The sequence below is a fragment of the Microbulbifer maximicatervae (SeqCode) genome (assembly GCF_052467305.1).
Genome location: NZ_CP174306.1, coordinates 3,652,130 through 3,666,536 on the forward strand (window position 1 = coordinate 3,652,130; position 14,407 = coordinate 3,666,536).

11 protein-coding genes are annotated in these 14,407 nt (G+C 47.0%); 5 read left to right on the forward strand and 6 right to left on the reverse strand.

Features of this window, described 5'->3' with window-relative positions:
- Positions 1-19: 19 nt before the first annotated feature.
- From ACJJI4_RS15945 to ACJJI4_RS15955, 3 genes are all read right to left on the reverse strand, one after another.
- Positions 20-742, reverse strand: a complete 723-nt coding sequence (locus ACJJI4_RS15945) for a hypothetical protein (protein WP_413663126.1) — start codon at positions 740-742, stop codon at positions 20-22.
- Positions 743-1,895: 1,153 nt separating this feature from the next.
- Positions 1,896-2,405: a GNAT family N-acetyltransferase gene (locus tag ACJJI4_RS15950; RefSeq protein WP_444907420.1), complete on the reverse strand. Its 510-nt coding sequence runs from the start codon at positions 2,403-2,405 to the stop codon at positions 1,896-1,898.
- Positions 2,406-2,541: 136 nt separating this feature from the next.
- The gene (locus ACJJI4_RS15955) at positions 2,542-2,745 is read right to left on the reverse strand and encodes a hypothetical protein (protein WP_413663128.1); all 204 of its coding nucleotides are present in this window, start codon (positions 2,743-2,745) and stop codon (positions 2,542-2,544) included.
- A gap of 136 nt (positions 2,746-2,881) precedes the next feature.
- Between ACJJI4_RS15955 and can the strand changes: the two genes are divergently transcribed.
- The 4 genes from can to ACJJI4_RS15975 all read left to right on the forward strand — a co-directional run bounded on the left by can (position 2,882) and on the right by ACJJI4_RS15975 (position 6,756).
- Entirely contained in the window at positions 2,882-3,538 is a 657-nt protein-coding gene (gene can / locus ACJJI4_RS15960; protein ID WP_444915667.1) for a carbonate dehydratase, read from the forward strand.
- Positions 3,539-3,632: 94 nt separating this feature from the next.
- Positions 3,633-5,249, forward strand: coding sequence for an FAD-dependent oxidoreductase (locus ACJJI4_RS15965; protein ID WP_444925768.1), 1,617 nt, complete (start codon positions 3,633-3,635; stop codon positions 5,247-5,249).
- A 103-nt stretch (positions 5,250-5,352) separates the two neighbouring features.
- The gene (locus ACJJI4_RS15970) at positions 5,353-5,865 is read left to right on the forward strand and encodes a flavin reductase family protein (protein WP_413663130.1); all 513 of its coding nucleotides are present in this window, start codon (positions 5,353-5,355) and stop codon (positions 5,863-5,865) included.
- Positions 5,866-6,024: 159 nt separating this feature from the next.
- A complete protein-coding gene (locus ACJJI4_RS15975; protein WP_413663131.1) occupies positions 6,025-6,756 on the forward strand; it encodes a glycerophosphodiester phosphodiesterase in 732 nt (243 codons plus the stop codon).
- A gap of 126 nt (positions 6,757-6,882) precedes the next feature.
- On the opposite strand, the gene ACJJI4_RS15980 is transcribed toward ACJJI4_RS15975, so the two are convergent.
- From ACJJI4_RS15980 to ACJJI4_RS15990, 3 genes are all read right to left on the reverse strand, one after another.
- Complete coding sequence (locus tag ACJJI4_RS15980) at positions 6,883-9,510, reverse strand: TonB-dependent receptor plug domain-containing protein (RefSeq protein WP_444925769.1); 2,628 nt, start codon at positions 9,508-9,510, stop codon at positions 6,883-6,885.
- Between the two features lie 358 nt (positions 9,511-9,868).
- Entirely contained in the window at positions 9,869-11,428 is a 1,560-nt protein-coding gene (locus tag ACJJI4_RS15985; protein ID WP_444925770.1) for a M28 family peptidase, read from the reverse strand.
- A gap of 472 nt (positions 11,429-11,900) precedes the next feature.
- Positions 11,901-13,322, reverse strand: a complete 1,422-nt coding sequence (locus ACJJI4_RS15990; RefSeq protein WP_444925771.1) for an amidase — start codon at positions 13,320-13,322, stop codon at positions 11,901-11,903.
- A gap of 246 nt (positions 13,323-13,568) precedes the next feature.
- Here ACJJI4_RS15990 and ACJJI4_RS15995 point away from each other — a divergent pair, with 246 nt between their 5' ends.
- Complete coding sequence (locus tag ACJJI4_RS15995; RefSeq protein WP_444896257.1) at positions 13,569-14,129, forward strand: DUF2799 domain-containing protein; 561 nt, start codon at positions 13,569-13,571, stop codon at positions 14,127-14,129.
- Positions 14,130-14,407: the final 278 nt, after the last annotated feature.

Below are 14,407 nucleotides of genomic sequence, written 5' to 3' on the forward strand. Positions count from 1 at the left end.
AAAGTTTCCTCAAGCTGGGCTAAAGTAGTCCTTTTAAGCTCGACGACCACTCCAAGTCCCTCAGCCGAACCTGCCACAGGCGGCCAGTACTAGATGGCCAATCGTACCCCACTAACAGGCTCCGACTATCAACATAGCAATGGGCATCTCTTTCAGCTTCATCGCCCTGGTAAATGTAAGCAATAATATCAGAACCCAGTTCCTGAGCCTTCTGGCTCGAAACATCCCCCGCCATTGATCTTGCCGTGCGATGGCTCACCCTAGGAGAGAGCAACTTACCCCGCTGAGATGGATCGACAATATCAGGGGACACAACTTCCAGGCCATTTTCATGTTGTACCAACCTCGACAAGACAGGCCCCATAAAAACCCGCATCAGTGGAAACAATAGCCGCTCTTCCCCTTCGATATTGAGTTGCTGAGGGCCATTGGGGCCTGTCCAGCTGGCTTGAATATCATCACCTATCGCAGGACTCTTTCCCTCTTCTGGAATTAACTTGTAGTGGGCGCTAACCTCATCAACTTCATCTCGCCAATGCACAACACACTCACTCACTAGCCCCCCTTCCAAAAGAGCAAATACTTCGATACCAAACCCCTGGTCCCCGACTAAGCGCCGACTGACAAGCGAGCGTCGCCCCTGCTCATCATTCCCTAACTGCCAACTATCTTGCACAGGCATTTCCCTGCCATCACAACTGTAGTGATAGCGACCCTGAGCCAAAGTTGAATTTAAACGCATCGCAGGTTCCCTCCTTGCTCGCTGTACATCAGACCGGCGGTCCAGTACCCAAAAAGTATTGCACATGGAGGGAGGCTAACCTCGTTTTTTACGCCTCCTTTAGCCAAACACTATGGAGACAGTGACTAACACAAGGATTTAAAAATAAGGGAAAACTATGAAACAGCTGAAATACCTCCAAAGTGAATGACTTAACCTGAAGTAGTTGAAGAATTTTCCAGCTGGATGCACCAAAAGAGTGAACGTTTTATATAAAGCTCTAGTGAGGTTTATTTAAGGTATCCCCAAAATAGGCTCATCAAAAATTCCAGGTAACTCCTGACCTAGAACCAACTATCAATCATTGGAAAACCTATATCTTCAAAAGTACTTAAAGCCTCTTCTTTTATTCTCATTCACCCAAAAGAAACTTAAACTATTTAAGCGGAATAACGTCAAGCTGACGCAATAAACATCAAATAATTTTTCCCACGTCACATAAGCATAAAACTCCAGCTATCAGCACAGGATTTCCGGGGGAATGAGCCAAATATATTTGGTAGCCTTTAATTCTTGAGCATGACCAAAGAGTAAACTCTCGAATTTTATCATTATCCATATCACTCATCGAAACCAGTAACTTGCTGGTACAGCAAAGTGAATGGCTTTCATGGCGAGTAAAATTCGACGCAACAGCATGTCAGAAATTTGTTTGAATAGAGGATCGCTAATTCAACTACTAATTATCTTAGAAGAGCTACGGAGACAATATCTTTAGGTATCCATGATGTTGCTGGAATACAACCATTAGATCCCTATAAATATCGCTTTCTCCTACCAGCTTTCACGCACTAGCGTCACCAAAGTCAAGAAATATGATATTGGTATTTAGGACTCTTAAAACACCCAAAACCTCAAGAAACATTCCCTTCCATAAAGCTTCTGTGTATCTACTGCTACCACCGTTTGTATGGACATTATTTTTAATATTATCAATCAGTAAAATCTCAGGGCTACAGACCCAATCTATGGAACTAATAATTGGGGTACATCGCACTTCAGCAGCTACCAATAAAATATCTAACAGTATTGGTCAGCCGTAGCTGTCAGATCACAGCCACGGCTTATCGGAAGATAGCTCCATACAATGACTACAAATTTTAAAAGGTGAACATTAAAGATATCGCTGCCAAAATTCGGCTTGACCGAACTCCTCATCCATGGCGTACGGTTTAAAGCCAGTCTTACGGTAAGCAGCCTGCGCAGTGTAATTTTTTTGTAGAACTTCCAAGGTTAACTTACAACATCCCCTATCTTTTGCTTCTTTCTCAAGAAAACCCAGCATAGCCGTACAAACGCCCAAACCTCGTGCAGATTCACTAACAACAACATCGTGAATATTAATAAGAGGCTTACATAAAAAAGTGGAAAAACCAGTAAAACAATTAATTAGACCAACAGCTCTACTATCTCGGTATGCTAAAATACTAAAAGCTCCAGGAAATTCATTTAGTGCCGGCACCAACCCTGTTCGACAATGATCAGAAAGAGCTTCACCGCCACCAAATGGATGAAGTGCATACTCTTCCATTAAAGCAATTATGCTTTTTGCATCATGCAAGTCATCATAATTCGCCAAACTAATTTTTAAGTCAATATCTACATTACAACCTGACAACACCATATGATTCTCTTTTTACTTTTCCATTAGCTCAACGGTTTTATTGAATGTAATTTAATAACCACTTATACAGCCAACTTATCCACCACACTTATAGATCTCTGATACAGCGTGGACAACAGAGGGTACAATATCGGATTTACTCCGTAACTTCAGCACCCTTCTTTTCCGGTACCGCCTCGATATTGGCTTTTTCATCCATTGGGAAATGCTGTAAATAGCTACGCAAACGCGTCCTTCTTGCAAGCAATTGACGCACTCTCAAGCGATGCCGCCCCACTGAATTCGAGTGCCTGGAAACCCTCTGCCGCCTTCTGGGAATGGCGCTTTTCTTTCTTCCCATGATCTTAGATTCCTTTTTAGACCAGGTTTTAGGCAATAGTCATCTTTTTAGATTAGACCAGATACACTTGGCGCGCACGAACAAAGTCGCTATCCTGCTGACTAATTGTCCAAACGGTCACATCAGGATAGATTCATTGCACCCGCTTAATCATTTAATAGAGAACAACCAACATTGGTCAGAGGCAACTCGCGAAGATAAGCCTGACTTTTTCCTTAAACTGTCTGAGCAGCAGAGCCCTGAATACCTCTGGATTGGCTGCGCTGATAGTCGCGTTCCCGCGAATGAAATTGTCGGCCTATTACCCGGGGAGCTTTTTGTCCACAGAAATGTTGCCAATGTAGTAGTCCACTCAGACCTGAACTGCCTTTCAGTACTGCAGTACGCTGTAGAAATCCTAAAAGTAAAACATATTATTGTCTGTGGTCATTACGGCTGCGGCGGTGTCCAGGCTGCACTTAATAACGAGCAACTTGGCCTGATCGATAACTGGCTGAGACACATTCAGGATGTCAGGGATAAGCATCACACCTTGATAGATCTTTTCCAGCAACAGCAACGCACAGACTTACTGTGCGAACTCAATGTTCTGGAACAGGTAATACACGTTTGCCAGACCACCATTGTCCGCGATGCCTGGCGTAGGGGCCAGGAACTGACCGTCAATGGGTGGGTATATGGACTCAAGGATGGCCTGCTGCACGATTTGGGTATTTCAATCAAGCACCCTGGGGAAATTGCTGATATTTATCAAAGTGCTCTCAGTAAAATCGCCCAGCGCAGCACGGAATAATACCGCCCAACCACAACTCCTTTCGTTTTTACCGCTATAAATGGGAAAGCCCCGGTATTTATTTATCGGGCTCGACCCTGCTTGGTGGAGAAACATGTCGGCATACAGAAAGTGGCAGTGCCAGAACTGCGGCTGGATATACGATGAGTCCAAAGGTTGGCCCGAGGATGGAATTCTTCCCGGTACTCGCTGGGAAGATATACCTGAAGACTGGTACTGCCCGGAGTGTGGTGCAGCCAAACAAGATTTCTCCATGCTGGAGATTGGCGCCGATACCACTCAAGCCAGCTTAGCTAGCAATGATGGCTTCCGGATCTGGGAGTGTATGGTATGTGGCTGGACATACAATGAGGCCGAGGGATGTCCACAAGATGGCATTGCTCCTGGTACTCGGTGGGAGGATATTCCCGACGAATGGAATTGCCCTCAATGCGGCGTTAGTAAACAAGAATTTGATATGGTCCTCGTGGGCCAAGCCCCCATAGCCCCGTCCCCTTCAGCCAACCAAAACGCATCCACTACAACCTCAGCACCTTTAATTATTATTGGCACAGGGCTGGCCGGGTATAATCTGGCGCGAGAATTTCGCAAGCTTACCCCCCGGTCTTCTCTCCTGTTAATCACCGCCGATGATGGGGCTTTTTACTCCAAGCCTTTGCTGTCAGCCTCTTTCTCTCACGGCAAGACTGCACAGCAACTCAGCACTTCCAGTGCTGAAGATATGGCTCGCGAACTCAATGCACAAATTCTGGTTCACACGCGGGTAATACATATAGATCGCCAAAACAGAACTCTGACGATTCAGCAGGATGGTGCAGAGCATGTATCCAAGATTCCCTATGGAAAGCTAGTTCTGGCAACCGGGGCCAAGTGCCGCAAACTTCCCCACTATGAGGGGGATGCCCAATCACATATCTTTCGCATAAATAATCTCAGAGACTACCACCGTTTTCGAACTGCCGTGGTGGGGCGCAAGCGCATACTACTCCTGGGCGCTGGTTTGATTGGCTGTGAATTTGCCAACGATCTGGTACAGACCGGCTTCGCAGTGGATCTGGTTGATATAGAGCAATGGCCACTGGCGACACTGCTGCCGGAAGTCGCCGGACGCGATCTGCAGAGAGCCCTGGAAGACTATGGCGTTCGCTTCCATGGGGGCTCATCATTAAAGCGTATCGAGAAATTGAGCACCGGTTTCCGGGCCCAGCTGAGTAATGGAGAGCAAATAGAAGCGGATGTCGTTCTCGCCGCACTTGGACTTGAGGCTAACACCGGCTTAGCCTCCATGGCCGGTATAGCCGTGCAAAGAGGTATTGCTGTAGATCGATATCTGCAAACAAGCGATCTCGATATCTACGCCCTGGGGGATTGCGCAGAAATAGACGGCCATCAGTTACTCTTTGTCGCCCCCCTAATCAGCTGTGTGAAGAGTCTCTCACAAACTCTGTCAGGAAATCTGACTCCCGTTTGCTTTGGCGTTATTCCTGTGGCCGTAAAGACAACCCTGCACCCAACTACCGTTTGCCCGCCAAGCCCTGATACCAAGGGGACTTGGCAAATCAACATAGAAGATTCAGGGGTTTGCGCCGAATTTCGCGACGAAAAGGGCAATCTACTCGGTTTTGCCCTTACCGGTGGTGCGATCGCCCTCCGGGAAAAGCTCAGCCAAGAGTGCCAGCCAATTATGAACGACCAGTCAAAAAATAACTGATAATCGTACTTATTTTAATAGCTATTCGAGGTAAAGCGCGCAAACCGTTAACTTTTGCCTTAAAATGGCGGCCCTTCAAAGTTTTGGTACAAGTAGCCTTAGTATGACGACAGAGAAAAGCCGTACGATTTCCCCGTCACCCGAGCAAAGCCGGCTACTGCGGGACACCCTCGGCCACTTTGCTACCGGTGTAACCGTCATTACCACTCAGGATACCAATGGCCAACCTGCCGGCATGACGGCTAACAGCTTTAATTCCGTTTCCCTCGACCCCGCCCTGGTTCTATGGAGTATCGATAAGCAGTCCATGGGCTATAAAGCATTTACCACCCGGGAGCACTTTGCCGTGCATATCCTGCGAGCAGACCAACAACATGTCTCAAACCTATTTGCTGGTCGAGGAGCAGACAAGTTTGGACAGGTCAACTGGTATGAAGGCCCCAATGGTATACCTCGCCTAGAGGAATGTGCAGCCTATTTCCATTGCCGCCGCGCGCAGTGCATTGATGGTGGAGATCACACAATATTGCTTGGAGAGGTGCTGGAATTTGCCGCTTTTGGTGGTGAACCCCTGGTCTTTCATCAAGGCTGTTATCGTGCATTGGCTGGAGAGTAGCAGCTCACTTTTTGGAGCCTAATCACTACCCAAAGGCTATAAAAATAATTTTTTAATGCCAATTAACCAGTATTTGGCAGAAACTTTGGTGTTGCATTAGTGACCTCGTAATAATTCAAGGGCAGTCTGAAGCAAACCATGAAAATGGACTGATAAGCCATGACTTCAACTACGCTCTTCTGTTTCGCCCACCGGGGCTATCAACAGCGAGCCAGTGAAAACACTCTCCAAGCAATCGGGCATGCGTTGGAACTCAACGTCGGGGGTATCGAAATTGATGTGTGGAATATTGGTGGGCAGCTTCTGGTCAAGCATGACCGGCGACTCGGACGCCTAATTGCGGGCTCCGAACTCATCACTGAAATGCATCCCGATGCCCTGAAAGAGAGACCTCTCCCTTGCGGGAATAAGGTCCCTACATTACGGGAAGTCCTGGAACTTGTGGGAAATAGTGCCCAACTCAATATCGAGCTGAAAGGGCCTAACTGTGCAGCCCTTTTCGCGGATGAAATCCACACCTTTACGCAGGATACAGGTGCGAGCTATGAGCAATACATCGTTTCCTCTTTCGATCACCGCCAGTTGTACCAGTGCCTCCAATTAGCTCCTGAGGTTCGGCGGGGAGTGCTGGTTTCCGGTGTTCCCCTCGATCTTGCAGCCTGCTCTGCTCCATTAAAGGCCTATTCATTACATACGAACGTAGATTTTATAAATGCAGATTTAATAGCCGATGCAAAACAGCGCGGGCTTAAGAACTACGTATTTACCGTCAACGACCCCAACGATTTGATACTGTTGGCAGCTCAAGGTATCGATGGGGTTTTCACTGATGAACCTCAAATCGTATCCGATTTTAATGCCCGTGTTGAATTCACAAAAACTGGCACTTAGACGTTGGAGAAGATCCCCTTCACCAACTAAGAGAACAGACAGTAACCCGGGACAATTACCGGGGTACTGCTGTGAGTTAATGCAAGAAAAGACTCCAGGCTAAATAGTCTCCCCTATTTATACTGCTTAAAACTCTGCGCTAGCACGTAAATACCAATAGCCACCATTAAAGCCAAATGGTGATGTGAGGGCATGACGTACTCCGAGATATCGCAACGTGGGCTCCTGCTCATCATCAGGCATTACGTCAAAGATATTCTCGCCCCCCAATGACAATTTATAATTTTCATACAGCGTAAACGTCGCTTCGATATCAACGAGAATTTCACTGCCATAACTATAGGTATCACTGGCATCCCCAGCACCAAACAACCCGCCTGTTGATTCCCAACTGCCATAGCGATTAAAACGCAGGTACCCTGCAAATAAATCACCCGTATCGAGATCAAAAGTTAAAGTCGTTCGATCACTGGGAACTTGGTTTTCCAGGTCAAATACCCGTGAGGCATTGATGGTATTTGGCGTAACACTGGTAACTTCCTGGCGATTGTGATTGTGGCGTAAATCCACCACCAATAAACTTTCAAAAATCTCGAAATCACTGGTAACTGCCAGATCTATACCAGACACTTCCGAGTCATAAGCATTGACGAAATAGTTTGCATTGCTGCCGTTGAGTAGTGCTGCATTTTCTATACCGGCATTTTGCAACAGAATCACTTCGTCATCTCCGATGGCATTGTTGCGCAGAGCCAGGCGATCCTCGATGTCGATGTTGTAGTAATCTATTGTCACACTGGTATTGTCCAGTGGAGCAAAAACTGCACCCAGGGTAAAACTGGTGGATTCCTCCGGCTCCAGCTCAACGGCTCCGAGCGCTGACGCTACCGGATGAGCCACAGGATAGGTTCCATTGGGTATCAGGTTGCCACTGGAGTCCGTCGTAGTAGTAACATTTAAGGTATTCACCTGTCCGGGTGTTGGCGCCCTGAAACCAGTATTTACCGTCGCTCGAAATGCCAGTTGTTCATTCACATCATACCGTGCTGACAATTTCCAATCCGATGTCGAGCCAAACTCATCATATTCCTCTAACCGTAAAGCCGCTCCCAAAGTCAGAGCCTCAGTCACATCGGCTTCAAGGTCAATGTAAGCTGCAATACTCTCACTACTGAAACTACCCAGCGCTTCAATCGGGAACCCCTGAAAACCATCTGAACCCACACCAAAATACGCAGCAGTTGGACCTACCTCAGTGGACGCTGCATCCCCCCTACCAATTGAGTAAGTCTCTTCACGCCACTCAGCGCCGAATGCAAGGTTCAATGGCGAAGCAAAAGCCATGACATCAATAGGGTAGACAAAATCCGCATTGAGGCTGGACTCTTCCTGCGTGAGGGTTCCCGGCTTGAAGGAAGTAGGAGACAAAATACCCAAGCTTGGATTGATGGAATTTTTCAGGACATAGTCCACTTCATTTTCAGCCAAACGTCCGCGTAGATCCCAGGAGAGACCATTGGCAAGCTCTCCACGAGCCCCGAATACAGCAGCGATATCATAAATATCTGCACCGAATTCAGGGTTGTAGCCGCCGGGGAACTGAGTATAAATTGGGTTCCGCAACACGTACCCACTGTCGCTGGAAGTATCTGCTACCAGGTAATCCGAGGGGTTTAGGCCTTGCGCCAAAATAGAATCCACTAAAGACTGGGGAGCTGGATCGGGCATGTAGTCGATACTATTCGGATCAAGGGGGTCATTGGGGCTGTCTACTTGCAGGGTACCTCTCGCAGTAAACTGGTGTTCTGGATCGAGCACCGGTCCACGATAGAAAAAGTCAGAAATTGTTTCATTTTGTGAATAACCGAAATTTCCATAGAGCTCTACCGAATCAGAGATCTCCAGGCCGCTGTTAATAAAAAACTTCAGGGACTCAACATCGGGATCACCCCATCTCTGACCCAAGCCATCCAGTGGTACTAAATTATTTCCCACAACTGATCCTACCTGCTGCGCATCTGGCCGCGCTTCGCTACGCCAGGTTTTATCTGCGCGGGAAAATTCAACGGTGCCATTAATAAATCCTGCATTACCCAGCGCAAATCCCGTATTTGCGGCAATACTCATCCGGGTTCCATCCCCCTCAAAATATTCTCCTGTCTGAGCTGATAAGCTGAATCCCTCTGCATCATCCTTCAGGATAATGTTAACAACACCGGCAATTGCATCGGAGCCATATTGTGCTGAAGCGCCATCACGCAAAACCTCAACTCGCTCTATAGCCATAGAGGGTAGCGCCGAAAAGTCGACGGCTTGGGCACCCTGGTTAACTGTGCCCAGGGGGGCAAGCTGCAAATTAACCAGCGCAGAGCGATGGCGGCGAGTTCCATTGACCAGTACCAAAGTTTGATCTGGGGATAAATTACGTAAAGTTACCGGGCGGATAAAAGCGGTACCATCAGCAATTGGAAATCTCTGCGTATTAAATGAAGGGGCAATTTTTGCCAGGGACTCAGTAAGATCAAAGCTCGCTTGATCCGCAATGTCCTCTCCGCCAACCACATCTACCGGAGAAAGAGTCTCGGTGGGAGATACACCCTCTTTGCGCGTACCTGTGGTTATCACTTCCTCCATTGCCCGATCAGCAGTATTAGAGGCACCCTCTTCCTTTTCCTCAGCAATCGCATACCCACCAGAGTTAAAAATCGCAACTGCCACCGCCAATGACAAAGGTCTCAACAAGTAACGCTTCATAATCACCACCCTCTCTTCTCATTATTAACATCAAACAGAACATCACCGGATAATTCATCAAAGTAATGCACATCAAATTAGATCTGTGCAGGGGTTAAACAAAAAAAGCGGCATACTGACGTTCCGTTAAATTGCATCCATGCCAGAAATTAGTGCACGCCTGGGGTAGATCTTTTACGCGATTAAATGTCAACTTCCAACAAATCAAAAAATTAATGTCGCGATATTTATTTTAAAAGGAGGGGGTACACGTTTAGCAAATGCCAAAAACTGCCAAACGTGACTTTTAGAAAGGCTGAAGCAAAAGTGACAGCAATGAGTTCACTTAAAAAAAATAAATAGGTGAAATCAGCACCGTCTATTGAGGTGTATAAGTAACGTCAACCTCATAATCCGATCCCAGGCGACTGTAGCCCCGCACCATAAAATAGACTTCACTCTCACCACTTGGCACGGTTAAGGAACAGTTCTCAGAGCTATCTCCCTCATAGGGACGGCAATCGTAATAGCGCCAAGTAGGTGCCGCACCAAAACGGACATATAGATCGGCATCATTAGTACCGGTCATATCCGCGATAAAATCTGTACCGGGCGTTACACTGAGAGGTCCATAGTGATCCTCCGAACCTCGACCCACATCACCACTAAAGGTTTCTGTTTGTTCCTCACCGGGGTCGGGATCGGGGTCCGGATCGGGGTCTGGGCCCGGATCATCCCCTATATAACCCTTGGCCAATTCAGCGACATAGGCAGCAGCAAGCTTTCCAAACTTCACCGCATGACTGGCATCTCCACCACTATTAGCGAGGGTATCACTTGAAGTGTGGATATAAGGATTTGAGCCATTAAAAGTCGCCTCAAAAGGAAAGGAAACCGGATAACCCTGGTTATACCAAGATGCGTGATCAGAACACGCATAACCACAATAAGTTGTTCCAACAGTAAGGCCGCTCAGGTAGGTCTGGGCCAGATCCTCAAGAAAGCTATTCTGGGCACTATTGGTGTAATCTCCAATAATATAGATATCACTATTTGAGCCATAGTAATTAGTCATATCCAATTGCAAAGCACCTATCACATTTTTATTCTGTGATTTGTAATCGCTGGCAATATCATCTGACCCCCGCAGCCCCACTTCCTCAGCAGCGTACCCCATAAAAGCCAGCGTTTTATCCGGCTTATAGTCTGTAGCGACAATTGCATGAATGACGTCAGTCAATGTTGCTATGCCAGACGCATCATCGTCAGCCCCCGGCGCTCTCGTACCTTCACCAGTGCCAAAACCGACCGTAGAATCCAGGTGCGCCCCCAGCACGATAATTTCATCCGGGTCAGTTTGCCCCTGAATCGTCAAAATTACGGAGGGTTGCGCCCAACTATGGCTATAAAGTTCGACAGAGGCATCACTTCGTGAATTCGTTAATGCCTGCCACTCATCCCTTATCCACTCAGCACCATCCACGCCGGTTGAAGTGGTGTAATAGCGATTAGTAAAATTCGACAAACTTTGAATAGTCGACCGTATATTAGACTCTGAGATCTCTGCTTGCAGGGCGTTAACCACATCTGCATTATCAATAGAGTAAGCGATCACGTTATTCACTGTTGTCGTCAGCGATGAAATCTGGGCAGCTTCTGCTTCCTCCAATGAGTCATGTACCATAAAGCCGCCACAACGGTTATGGTTGATGTGCATCAGAGTCGATATTTCGGAAAGATTCTTTTCATTAACTTTTAGAATAGTGACTCCGTTACGTTCCTCACCTTGAATCGCGAGTGGTTGCTTAGCAACCAGGCTACTGTTTTGCTTTAAGGTTTTATAACCATCACTACCTATAGTTATCCACAGCTCTTCTGCCATAACAGCGCCGGGGAGTGCAAGAACCCCAACTAAAGACCTACTAATAATTTTTTTCATTATCTTCTCCACATTAAGTTAGCCCCCTGCGAATCCCTGATATTTCAAAAACACAGGCAGGCAATAAACACACATGCAAGAAGCCTGCACAAACAGCAGTTTTGAATCTCAATAATATTCAAATAATACAAAAATCAATAAGGATGGAACTACAGGCCACACCTATAAACAATCGCGGACAATCCAGAAATATTTTTATTATTCGAATTTCGAAAAGCGCAGAGAGAACAAACAAAACCGGATTGACCAATCCGGCAAGGAAAAGCTAGCACATTCAAATAAATACTAAAACAATTTGGCATCTTTCAGCGTAAGAGCCGCAATAAACTTTAAGCGGATCACAAATACACAAAAAACATAGAATATAAAAACACTATTAATAGCAAATAGAACTAGGAATAATTTCTGAACTAAAGGGTTTTTCAGCCCTTTATTTTAATTAGATCTACAAGAAGAATTTTAAGATTGCAACTCACACAGAATCTACCCAATCAGGAATCCTCCTTTTTAATCCCTGCTGGTTTTGTAAAGCAGCGGCTGCACATAAAACGGTCTCATCAGCATATTTTCTGCCTACTATTTGCAGACCTACTGGCAGACCATTCCCTGAAAAACCGCAATTGATTGATATTGCCGGATGGCCTGATAAATTGAAGGGGTAGGTATAAGGTGTCCAGGAATACCATAGAGAGCCTGGATTATTATCCGGCACATTGGCCCCAGCACTAAATGCGGTAATGGGTAAAGTTGGGGTCACTAACAGATCATATTTCAGAAAAAATTCCTGTAATCGCTCGACAAAGTTATCTCGCCACTTCAGCGCATCGAGATAATCAGGTAAGGATAATTTGTCCGCTTGTTCTGCGACCTCTAACAATTGGGGCTCCACCAGTTGGCGCCTGGTACTATCCATCGCCCTAAAGATACTCGCTATTCCCGCGCAAAATAGACAGCCAAAAGCTGCACTAGCATCATCAATACCTGGGTCAACCTCTACAACTTCAGCACCCAATTCCTGGAAGTGCATTACACTAGCAGAAACGTTGCTCACCACCATGGGATCAGGTTCTACGTAACCAAGACTGGGGCTGTAAGCAATACGCAACTTTCCTGTTCTTTCAATCAACCTTCCCTCTATAGCTGCAAGGAAATCAATGTTCCGACGTGGTATTGCGCGGATATCCCGGTGATCCGGTTCACTGATTACATTCATCATCAGTGCACAGTCTTCCACCGTCGATGCTAAGGGCCCCACATGCACCAGGGAGGAGAAGGTACCTAATGGCCAATGGGGAACCTGCCCATAACTCGGTTTGAACCCAACCGTGCCACAAAAGCTGGCAGGAATCCGGATAGATCCACCACCATCAGCCCCCACAGCTAGAGGGCTCAATCCCAGTGATACTGCAACCGCGGCCCCGCCACTCGAACCACCTGATGTCTTATCCCTATCCCAGGGGTTTCTCGTAATACCGTCTATGGCATTATCCGTCACCGCCTTCCAACCAAACTCCGGTGTCGTGGTTTTCCCTATTGGTATGTACCCATGGCGCTGCAAAGCCGCGATGCAAGGGGCCGCACAACCCAATGTTGTCTCTGGGTCAATAATTTGGGAACCGAAAACTGTCGGCCACATCGGCGTGTAAAAAACGTCTTTTATTGCCACCGGCACTCCGTCAAGCAACCCTTTGACAGTACGAGACATATAGCGGCGCTCAGAGTCCCGTGCGTAGGCAATGCTGGTCTTCCTGTCTATCAGACAAAAAGCACTGACATGCCTATTTAGCTTCTCAATTTGATTGAGTAGCCCCTCGACAACCTCAACCGGTGAAAAACACTTCGCCCTGTATCCGCGTAACAACTCGAGAGCAGTCATCCCAACGAAATCGCTCATTGACCCAAACTCACAATTACCGGCCCCTTAACACCATCAGACTAGTCGTCAGCGGAAACTTATCGGCGCCACGGTTGGTAGCAATTTGTTAACATAATGGCCATATGAAACTAGCGCTTCAGCTGCCAGTCAGGATCAATTGAGTAGGCTGTAGCAAAACTAATGAGATGGAAAAACACCGTGAAGTCTACTCCTACAATTGCCCTCCTCTTATTTTTAGCAACCTCAATCTCAGGGTGTGCCACCATGAGTGAAGATGAATGCTATGTCGCAGATTGGCAGGCAATCGGGTATGAGGATGGCGCAGCGGGCAGGGACTTATCCTACCTGGGGAGACGCCGCGAATCCTGTGCAAAATATGGCGTAACGGTCAATACTAATGCTTACCGGGGTGGGCGAGGTGAAGGGCTGGAGCTTTTTTGTACCGAGCTGCGCGGATTTGACCAAGGGCGCTCCGGTAACCACTATAACGGTGTCTGCCCCGCGGACCTCGAAGGATTATTCCTGCGGGGGTACAATTCAGGCCAGGATATTTTTCTTGCCAAGTCAGCCGTTGAGGAAATTGTGTCGGCAATTCACAACCTGGAGTTGGAGAGAGAACACATTCTCGATGACATGACAGAAATTGGTGCAATGTTGGTCGATGAAGCAATCGACAATTCCGAACGAGTAACACTTATCGCTGACGTCGCTCGCCTAAAGGTTAGGCACTCTGAGCTAGGAATGGAAATAGCGGACTTACAATACGAACTAATGCAACGGGAGGCAGAGTACCAGCAAGCCCTAGCCCGCTCTCCTTACCTATAGGTCTCTACCCCATCGAGGATACCTCTGCGGTCACTCTAGTCCGCAGGGGTTAACACCTATATAGCTTATTCCAATCAGCACACATCCTTCCCAGATTTACGCCACCCTCTGTGAGTAGCTAAGGAATTCATATTAGAAAAGAAAAATAGGTCGGCTCTACAAATAATTCGATTGCACTAGAGCTGAGTTATCACCCTACCCGCCAACTAGAACATCCGTACTAAGGGCCAAGTGGTAGTAAAGCTTTGTGAAAATTTTTCCCTTTTCTAGGGAACTGT

Coding starts and splice junctions, on each gene's coding strand:
- ACJJI4_RS15945 (WP_413663126.1), bottom strand. CDS start 742: ATGCGTTTAAATTCAACTTTGGCTCAGGGTCGCTATCACTACAGTTGT.
- ACJJI4_RS15950 (WP_444907420.1), bottom strand. CDS start 2,405: ATGGTGTTGTCAGGTTGTAATGTAGATATTGACTTAAAAATTAGTTTG.
- ACJJI4_RS15955 (WP_413663128.1), bottom strand. CDS start 2,745: ATGGGAAGAAAGAAAAGCGCCATTCCCAGAAGGCGGCAGAGGGTTTCC.
- ACJJI4_RS15965 (WP_444925768.1), top strand. CDS start 3,633: ATGTCGGCATACAGAAAGTGGCAGTGCCAGAACTGCGGCTGGATATAC.
- ACJJI4_RS15970 (WP_413663130.1), top strand. CDS start 5,353: ATGACGACAGAGAAAAGCCGTACGATTTCCCCGTCACCCGAGCAAAGC.
- ACJJI4_RS15975 (WP_413663131.1), top strand. CDS start 6,025: ATGACTTCAACTACGCTCTTCTGTTTCGCCCACCGGGGCTATCAACAG.
- ACJJI4_RS15980 (WP_444925769.1), bottom strand. CDS start 9,510: ATGAAGCGTTACTTGTTGAGACCTTTGTCATTGGCGGTGGCAGTTGCG.
- ACJJI4_RS15985 (WP_444925770.1), bottom strand. CDS start 11,428: ATGAAAAAAATTATTAGTAGGTCTTTAGTTGGGGTTCTTGCACTCCCC.
- ACJJI4_RS15990 (WP_444925771.1), bottom strand. CDS start 13,322: ATGAGCGATTTCGTTGGGATGACTGCTCTCGAGTTGTTACGCGGATAC.
- ACJJI4_RS15995 (WP_444896257.1), top strand. CDS start 13,569: ATGAGTGAAGATGAATGCTATGTCGCAGATTGGCAGGCAATCGGGTAT.